At 70.8% G+C, this 8380-nt stretch carries 3 protein-coding genes; all 3 read right to left on the bottom strand.

The window, feature by feature from the left end; genetic code table 11:
- Positions 1 to 89: 89 nt before the first annotated feature.
- Positions 90 to 434, bottom strand: coding sequence for a hypothetical protein (locus tag BU204_RS34355; RefSeq protein ID WP_198943089.1), 345 nt, complete (start codon positions 432 to 434; stop codon positions 90 to 92).
- Between the two features lie 65 nt (positions 435 to 499).
- Positions 500 to 6304, bottom strand: a complete 5805-nt coding sequence (gene mobF, locus BU204_RS34350; RefSeq protein WP_158073555.1) for a MobF family relaxase — start codon at positions 6302 to 6304, stop codon at positions 500 to 502.
- A 257-nt stretch (positions 6305 to 6561) separates the two neighbouring features.
- Entirely contained in the window at positions 6562 to 7728 is a 1167-nt protein-coding gene (locus BU204_RS40410) for a hypothetical protein (RefSeq protein ID WP_075129986.1), read from the bottom strand.
- Positions 7729 to 8380 lie beyond the last annotated feature (652 nt).

The following is an 8380-nucleotide window of genomic DNA, read 5'->3' as shown; positions in this document are numbered from 1 at the left end:
GCCGCCCGGATTACCTACCCAACGTTGCTTGATGCGGCACTAGCCAGCCCGGCAACCGCCGGTGGTTGCCGGTTGCCCCTGCGCATTCTTCAGTCAACGAGGTAGTGGGCTTCGATGTAGGCGACGGTGGAGTCATACGGCTCCCCTACCGGCTTCAACCTGTAGCGGCGGAAGACCGCGGCGGTGGCGCGGCGGACGCCTCGGTTGCGAGCGTCGGCGTTGTCCCATGACTGGGCGAGGGTGCGGGTGACCACTTGGTCGATCTCCTCGGCCAGGTTCCTTTCCGTGACCGTAAGGCCGGGCGGCGCGTGGTCATGGATGATTCGCGACAGGACACCCACGTGGTCGTCGTCCAGCACGACGGCTTCGTCGGGATGCTTCTGGGCGTCCACGATGGCGCGGGCGACACGGAGTGCTTCGGACAGGAACTCCAAGGCATCCTGGGCGTTTTGGATGATCCGGTCCCGCAGCCCGGTCCGGTCAACCCCGGGTGGGTTGATCAGCGTTCGAGGCCGCCGGTGTCCGGTGGCGGGACGGTGTGCTCGATGCCGGGATCCGCCAGGCCAGGACTCACCTCCGGGCTGTGGAGCGTCCCCGGCTCGGCGAGTTCGGGAGTGGCCGGTTCGGCCCCGGCGAGTTGCGGATGCTCCAGCTCAGGTGCGGTCAGCCCGGGGGCCGTGAGTGTCGGAGTCGGCTGGTCCTGCCCGGTGGGTTGCCGGTCTGGGTGGGCGGGTGCGGTGGGGGCGAGGTCGCGTTCGTGGTCTTCGCGTTCCCTTACGGCTGCGGGCAATCGCTCGCGGAGGTGGTGTTCGGCGCGCAGTTGGTCAAGCTCGTGGACGCGGCGGTCGTGGTGTGCGGCGAGGTCGGCGGCATGGTGGGCGGCGGTGTCGGCGGCGGCGAGATCGCGGGCCTGTGCGGTGTCGCGGGCATGGGGGTAGTCGGTTTCGGCGCGGAGAGCGCGGGCGGTGGTCTGCTCGCGTTGTGCGCGCGGCCCGGTTTGCTGGTGGAGGTCGGCGGCTTGACGGGCGAGGGTGTCGGCGTCGCGGGTGGCGGAGCGTTCGAGGCTGCGGAGTTGTTCGATCCGGTCGGTGAGTTCGGCGCGGCGGGCACGCGCGAGGCGGCCGAGCCGGTCGAGGTCGTGCTCGGCGTGGGCGCGGTGTTCGGCCGCGTCGGCCGCGCGTGCGATGAGGGCCTGCCAGCGTTGCTCGAGCTGGTCGGCGTCGCGCACCAGGACGGCTTGCGCGCGCAGGCGAGCGAGAGCCTCGTCGAGTGCGCGGACGTGCCGGCCGTGCCCGGCGGTCGCGGCGGCGACGGTCTGTTCGGCGTCGCGCTGGGCGGTGGCGCGGTCGCGGGCGAGCCGGTCGGTGTCGCCTTGCGCGGCGGCGATGCGCTCACGAAGGGCGGCGTTGGTGAGGGCACCGTGTGGGCGTCGGGTCCAGTGCTCGGCTGCCGCACGCTGCCAAGGTTCGGTACCGGCGCCTCCAACCGCCGGCGTGACTGTCGGGGTGGGCTGGGGGATGGGTGGTGATTGTGCCGCGGCGGGGGCGGAGCTGGGTTCGGACGTGATCTGTTGTTCGGACGTGCGCTGTTCGAGCGCACGCGTGAAGGCGTAGGTGGTGGCTCCCGACGGGCTGGGCACGTGGGGTGCGGTGAGCGCGACCGGATCGAGCCCGCGGAGCACGGAGTGTACGTTGTGGCCGGCTTGGTCGGCGGCAACCATCCGCTCGGCCAGGAACCGGAACGCAGGCCCGGTGATGACTCGGTCGGCGAGCGCGGGGTGGTCGACCCAGGCTTGCCGGAGTATCCCGGCGGCGGCCTGCTGTTGGTCGAGGCGTTCGGCGCGGTCGGCGGCGGCGCGGCGGGCATGCTCGATGGCGTCGAGTTGCCGTTCGGCGACGCGATGGGTCAGGTAGACCGCGTACCGGTCCTTGTGGCGGATCTGCGGGACGTCGAGTTTGCCCAGCGGGATCGTGGCGAGGGTGTCCCGAGCGTCGAGCCCCGCGTCGGTGTAGCGGTCCAGCGCGCGGACCAGGGCGCCGAAGGCGGGGGCGTGGATGACAGTGTCGGCGAGCTGGGGTCGGGCGGTCCAGGCTTCCCGCAGCAGGTCGGCTGCTTGGTCGCGCATCTGCTCGAACCGTCGCCGTTCGGCGCGTTTCTCCGCGTCACGGTCGGCAGTTCCGGTGCGGATGCGGTCGACTGCGACGTCCACCATGGCCGCCGTGTACCGCGCGGGATCGTCGATATGCGGGGCGCCGACCGCGTCGAGCGGGATTTCGGCGAGGACGCCATGGAGGTCGTAGCCGGCCTCGTCGGCCTCGTGGAGACGTTCGGCGACGGTGTCGAACGCCGCGGACGCGATGATGACCTCGACCAGGTTCGGCTCGTGCCGCCATGCCTCGCGCAGCAGCGCGGCCAGGGTGTCGCGCCGCCGCCGCGCCACCTCCCCCTCGTGCTGGTGGCGGGCGCGGCGGTCGGCGGCGCGGGCGTTGTGCCGGCTCCACTGGTCGCGCTCACGGGCCTGCCGAGCGTGGTGGAGTTCGGCGGCCCGGTCGAGGGTATGGGTGCGCAGGTAGGTTGCGACCCAGGCGCGGGCCCGGCCCTGTTCGCCGCGGTCGTGCGGCGGGAGCACCTCGGACGTGGTGTCGGGGATCTGCCACCGTTCCCGGTAGGCGGCGACCTGTCCGGCGCGGCGGACCCACTGGTCGCGCTGGATCGGGTCGTCGGGCACCGGCCCCAGCTGGGACGCCCATGCTGGTGGTTCGTGCGCGGCGCGTTCGCCGAGTTCGCGGACCCGCGCGGCGATCCGCTCGGCGCGAGCCCGCAGCCAGGTGCCGAGCTCGACGATGTCGGCGAGGTCGCCGGGTGTGGTGATGTCCTCGTCCGGATCGGGTGGCGTGGGCACCCAGCCGGGCAGCCAGTCCGGCCGGTCCAGGTCGGGAAGCGAGGCCGGCATCCACCGGGTCATCGATTGGGTGATGCGCCAGTGCAGCACTTGCGCGACCGACTCGGCCGGGTCGGTCTGGTCGTCTTCGAGCGGTCGTTGCGCAGCCCGTGCGCGGAGCAGGCCGACGGGGTCGTGGTGGGCATCGTTCACCTCATGCAGCACCCGCGCGAGTTCGGGCCAGGCGTCGTCAGCGACGATGTCGTCCGCGTAATCGGGCAGCGCCTCGCGGACCCAGCGTTGCGCCTGCTGCCCACCCGGGTCCCGATACAGGTGGCGGGCGTAGAGGAACTGCGGCACCAGGGTGGACAGCCGGTGCGGCTCCTCGGCCGCTTCCCGGAGTTGTTCGGTGGCCGACAGCTCGGCGCTCTCCCGGTGCAGGATCGCGCGGAGGGCTTCTTCGGCGCGGCTGCGCTCGCGGTAGCGGTAGAACAGGTCGCCCGGCAACACCGGGGGTTCGTCGGGGTGCAGGATCTCGTGGGTGTCGAGGTAGGCGTAGTTGGCGTCCCGGCCGCGGGAGAGCGCGACCAGCGCGGCTTCCCGCGCCGCGGCGGGGGACAGGAACGCGCGAGACACATCGACAGTGAGGCCCTGGGATCGGTGGATCGTCGCCGAATAGCCAAGTTCGACGAACCGGGCGACATACCGCGCGGACAACAGGACAGTGCCGCCATGCCGGACGTGCCGCACCCGCAACCGCCCGTCCTCGTAGCGGGTCTCGACTTCCCACAAGTCGCCGTTTTTCACGTAGTCCCGGCCCCCGAACAGGGCCAGATCACGGCGGTTGAGCCGGGTCACGATCCGATCGCCGACCCCGGCGACGCTGCCGTCGTGCAGCCGCACCCCGTCGGTTTCGACGATGCCGGCCGCGCGTTGCTCGGTTTGCGCGCGGCCGGACAGCTCGCGGGCGACATCGCCGGTGTCGGCGATCATGATCGCGGTGCGGCCGGCGTCGATATCGGCTTTCCAGTCCGCGTAGAGCCGGTCCAGGACCGCAGGCCCGACCCCGCCACGGAGGCGGTCGTTGTCGGCATAGAAGTCGATCGCTTGCTCGTCGCCGACCCGGAACCGCAGGATCGCCTCGGCCTCGTCGCGCCGCGCGAAGCGGTGCAGCTCGGACAGCTCGATGCCGCCGACGTCGTGGTGGATCAACCGCAGCGCGCCACCCGCCTCGACCGCGGCGAGCTGGCGGTAGTCGCCAACGAGGCGGACGACGGCGCCGCGTTCGGCGGCCAGGGCGCGGACCTCGTCGAGGATGCGTGTGCCGGCCATCCCCGCCTCGTCGACGAGCAGCATGTCGCCGGGTTTCACATCGACGGGGACACCGCGACGGCGGGCCTCGATCAGGCTGTGCAGCGTGTCGGCGCGGACACCGATGTCGTCGCCGAGCACGCTGGCCGCCGCTGCGCTGGGTGCGTAGCCGATGACGCGGCCTCCCGTGGTTTCCCACGCCGCGCGCACCGCGGCCATCGCGGTGGACTTGCCCGCACCCGGCGGCCCGATCCCGACCGCGAGCGCCTTCCCGGAGGACACGAAGTGCTCGACCAACGCGCGCTGCCCGGGATCCAGCTGCCGGTTGCGCGTGGGGTCGGCGTGTTGCCAACTGGTGATCGCGGCGTTCCGGACCGCGTCCGGGACCACCGGACCCCGCATCGTTGCGGCGTCGTCGACCAGCCGCTGCTCGGCCGCCAGGATCTGCTCGCTGGTGTAGACCGCCGACCCCCGCCGGACGAATACCGACTCCCCGTCCGGCTTCCGAAGCGCGCGCGGCAGTTTCTCCTCCGGCTCGTCGGTGGCTGCGTCGAGCCGAAGCGAATGCCGGTCCAACGCCAGCGCGGTGACGGTCTCCACGGCAGCCAACAGCCGCTCGTCCCCCGCCATCCCCGCGTGCTGGCCGGTGAAAAACGCGGTGTGCGGACGGAGCTGGCGGTGCGCTTCGGCACGCACGTGATAAACCACCCAGGTCGCGCGGTCGTCGGCGATCCGCTCGACCACCCGCGCCGCCACCTCGCGCAGGCCGGGTCCGATCGCGGGATCGGTACGGTTGAGACAGGCGCCGATCCGTGCAGGAATGTCCACATCGGGCAGCAGGTCGTGCGCGCGGTCGGTCCAGTCCTTCACCTGCTCGGCCAAGGTCCGCAGCTCGGTTTTCTCGGGCCGGTCGGTGAGCGTGGCCTGCTGTGCGAGCCTGTGCTGCACAGTCCGGGGCGGGCTGTGCCCGTGATCGCGCACGTACTCCGCGACCAACCGGTCGTAGTGCGTCTCCACCTGGCTCCGGCGCCGCGAGAACCCGGTGAGCCACTCGACGGGGACGCCGTCGACCTCGCGTACCGGCCGCTTCCCCATCCCGGCCGGCATCTCGACGAACCGCACGCCCAGCCGGTCGATCAACCCCTGCTCGACCACCGAGTTGTAGGTCTCCGACATCGACACGGCAACCTTATGGACCTGGCGCGAATCCAGCGTGCGCCACTTCCCGTCCGCGGCCAGCACCCGATTCGCCACCGCCACATGGGTATGCAGATCCGGGTCACCGGCACGGGAATCGCGGTGCTGGAACGCGGTCGCGACGAACCCGGACGTCGGCGCGAACGCGATCCCCGCGGCACCGAGGCGGGTGAACGCGGCCTCGCGCTCGCCGTAGGTGAGCGCGGCACGCCACGCGTGCTCGTGCACCTCCTCCACCACACGCCGGATCTCGTGCCCGCCGAGCGCCCACAACACCGACACCGACTTCTGCGGCGAGAACACCAAATCGAAGCCACTGACCGGCTGCCGCGCCTTGCCGAGCTGGTCAACGAGATACCCGTCGATGTCTTCGGGACTCGGCGCACCCAGGTACTCCGGCGTCGCGCCAAGGACCGCATACTGTTGGCTGGCCTGGTGGAAACGGGTCGTCCCGCGGCGGATCGCGGCCAGGTGCTCGGCGGCGACCCGCCGTTTGATCCCGCGCCGCTCCGCGACGGTCGCGCGACGCCCGTGCCGTTCCGCGAACTCCACATACGTGGTGCGCAGGTCCGCGACGAGCGGCACGGCGGCGTCGAACTGGTAGAACTTGCGGCCCAACCGCGCAGCCCGGAGGGCCTGGTCATAGCTGTCGCCCCGGGCCATCCGCTCGGCGACGATCGCGTTCGCGTCCGGATGCAACCCCTCGCCGAACAAGGCCAACATCTGATCTTGGCTGACCTCGCCCGACACGCCGAGATCGGCACAGCCGGAACCCACCCAGGCCCCAGGTGGATTCCCCGCGGCCTGGTAGTAGTCGACGAGCGGATCTCCCGCCGAGCGTGCCGTATCCCCGCTGGCCACCTGCCGGGTCAGGTACGTGTACCCATCGCCGGCGTGCAGCACGTGACAGGTCATCGTCACCGCACCATCACGGCGCGCGCACGGTGTTCCTCCTCCCCCCAGGCCTCCAGAATACCTCGCACACACGGTCGTTTGCATCCGCACATTGCAATGCCAGAGGTGTGACCGCCCTGAACGCGCGCTCGCCACGCACGGGCGCGGCGGGTCGCGTGCGCGGGCCTCGCGTGGCGGCGCGGGCGTCGGCGGGCGGGGGTGGCGGCACGCGGCGTAGCCCCCGGGGAGATCCCCGGGGGCTACGTGCGGTGCTGGCGCTAGGCGGCGGCCAGTGCGGGAACGGGCGCGGCGGGTGTGATCGGGGTCGGGGGCTGCGGGTGCTGCGCGTCGCGCCACGCGGTCACCCACTGCTCGATGATGGGGTGGTGGGCTTCGGGGGACATGCGGTAGTAGGCGCGCATCCATACCAGGGCGGCGGCGGGCGGTAGGTGCTCGGCCACGGCGGCACATGAGGCGGTGATCTCGGCGGAACGGGCGGCGATGGCGCGGGCCTGCGGGTTGATGTAGGCCACCGTGCGCGCTGCGCGTACCGGGCGGCGGGTGGGCTGCGTGCGGCGGGGAAGTCCCGGACGGCTGGCGTCTCGGCACTCGACACACAACCCGTCGTCGTGCCTCGTGGTGCTGCGGGTGGCGCGGTCGTCCTGGGGGCGGCGCTCGACAAAGCACCACACGCACGGGGTGGCCCACAGTTGCGGGCGGGCGGCGCGGTCGTAGTCCAGCGTGTAGGCGTCGGGCTGGTCGCTGTCCGGGGTGGTGGGCTGGTCGCTGTCCGGGGTGGTGGGCTGGTCGTCGTCGATGTCGAACACGGTGCGTCGCGCGTTCGGTGGGGCGCTGTGGTCCTCGATGCCCAACCGCGTGCGCATGTAGTCGTCCGTGAGTCGTTCGGCCTTGCGCTGGGCGCGGGACTTGACCGGGCGGCGGCATGTCGGGTCAGTACTGCGGACGGCGCGCATCTCGGAACGGACGTGCGCGGGGAGCTGGTTCTTGGCGGTGCGCAACTGGCGCGACAGCTCCGCCATACGGCGTGCCCTGGCCTGCTCCCAGGGTGCGGGGTGCACGGTCAGCCCTGCGGGCTGGGGGCCTTCCTCGTCGTAGCCGGGGCGGGTGTCGAAATACACGGACAGGGTGTTCGGCTGGGCGGGGGTGTCGGTGGTGGCGCGGCGGGGCCGGTCGCCGGTCTCGTCACGGCAGAAGCGGACCAGGGCGGCGCGGTGCTCGTCGGTCAGCTCGCGGGCGAACTGGTCCAGCTTGGCGGCCGCAACGGGGCGGTTGTTGGTGTCGAGAATGTCAGCGCATCGCGCGATCGTCCACAGGTCGGCAATGGGTGCGGTGTTGAGGAGTCCGCGCGCTGCCTCCTTGGCCGAGTCGAGTTCTTGCAGGTCAACCAGGACGGACAGGACTTCCAACGCTTCGATGGTCAGCATGAAATCAAACCTCGTAATTTGTGTTTCCGCGTGCACCAGGGTCGCTGTTCCCGGTGTTTCTTACTTGCTTATCTTAGCGTGGGAATGTGTCGGATGGCAAGGTTTTGCAGGGGAGTTCGATGCTGATTTGTTGGTGAATTTTGAGTAGTGCGCATGGCTGCTGAACTGCGGTTATGTTGCCGTGAATGGTTACGCATGATTGCGCGATGGGCGAATTTCGAAATGCTTTCTACGTTTCCGGTGATGGCTGACCGAACCTGTTGGGGCAGTGCCTCACCTCCCTCTTCCCGACACAAAGCCGTCTTGAGCAGGGGTGATGACGGGTCAAGGCCGAAGAGCGAAGCGTGCCTTGACGCGGCATCACCCCTGCTCGAGGATCGGGCGTCGGGTTGAGGGCCCCGATGAGCGCCGACGCCGAAGGCGAGGCGTACTCGCCCCGGCTGGTACTTGACCACGGCGTGCCTGACCGGTTGACCTCGACACGGTTCGACCGTGATCAGGTAGCCCAACCGGCCACACATGACAGAGGGTTAGGAACCCCAGGTCCCCTGGCTACACTGACGTGTGCGCCGGGTACAAGGGCTGTTTGTGGCCTCGCGAGGCCCGGCGCACCGTCCGCGCGATACGTCGCTGGACCACTTCGGTGGTTGCC

It is taken from the genome of Actinophytocola xanthii, from assembly GCF_001921205.1.
Lineage (GTDB): Bacteria > Actinomycetota > Actinomycetes > Mycobacteriales > Pseudonocardiaceae > Actinophytocola > Actinophytocola xanthii.
This window is presented reverse-complemented; position numbering and strand designations above follow the sequence as displayed.

What these genes read in the sequence shown, in the direction of transcription:
- mobF (WP_158073555.1), bottom strand. Translation starts at nt 6,304, where the DNA reads ATGACCTGTCACGTGCTGCACGCCGGCGATGGGTACACGTACCTGACC.
- BU204_RS40410 (WP_075129986.1), bottom strand. Translation starts at nt 7,728, where the DNA reads ATGCTGACCATCGAAGCGTTGGAAGTCCTGTCCGTCCTGGTTGACCTG.